The sequence below is a fragment of the Vibrio sp. 1069 genome (genome assembly GCF_033340555.1).
Genome location: NZ_JAWOWP010000316.1, coordinates 1 through 742 on the forward strand (window position 1 = coordinate 1; position 742 = coordinate 742).

Here is a 742-nt window from a genome sequence, read left to right on the forward strand (position 1 = left end):
TTGTTCTGATCAACCCAAACAACCCTACAGGTGCTGTATATAGTCGCGATTTCTTGCTTGAAGTGATTGAGATTGCTCGCCAGCACAAGCTGATCATTTTCGCTGACGAGATTTACGACAAAGTGCTTTACGATGGCGCAACACACACTTCTGTTGCGACGCTAACGGAAGACGTACTTGTGATGACCTTCAACGGGTTGTCGAAAGCTTACCGTGTATGTGGTTTCCGCGGTGGGTGGATGTTCTTAACTGGTCCAAAACACTTAGCACAAGGCTACGTTAACGGTCTAGAGTTGCTTTCTTCTATGCGTCTTTGTGCCAACGTGCCGATGCAACATGCGATTCAAACCGCGCTAGGTGGCTACCAAAGTATCAATGAGTTGATCTTACCTGGTGGCCGATTGCTAGAGCAGCGTAATCGTGCGTTCGAGCTGATCAACCAGATCCCAGGGGTATCTTGTGTGAAACCCAAAGGTGCCATGTACTTATTCCCTAAAATCGATACCAAGATGTACAACATCAAGAATGACCAGCAGATGGTGCTCGATTTCTTGAAACAGGAAAAAGTACTGCTAGTACAAGGCTCAGGTTTTAACTGGCCAAAACCAGACCATTTCCGCATTGTGACTTTGCCACACGTTGAAGATCTGGAAACCGCAATCGGACGCTTCGAGCGATTCCTATCAACCTACAGCCAGTAATGAATCACTGGTAGTAATTAGTGTTGATCTCTCATATGCTT

The 742-nt window shown here is 46.2% G+C and carries 1 protein-coding gene; it reads left to right on the forward strand.

The genetic code is table 11. The annotated features are described in order from the left end of the window. On the forward strand, window positions 1-701 hold a 701-nt coding region (locus R7040_RS26230), incomplete at its 5' end, for an aminotransferase class I/II-fold pyridoxal phosphate-dependent enzyme (protein ID WP_318097547.1). Window positions 702-742: the final 41 nt, after the last annotated feature.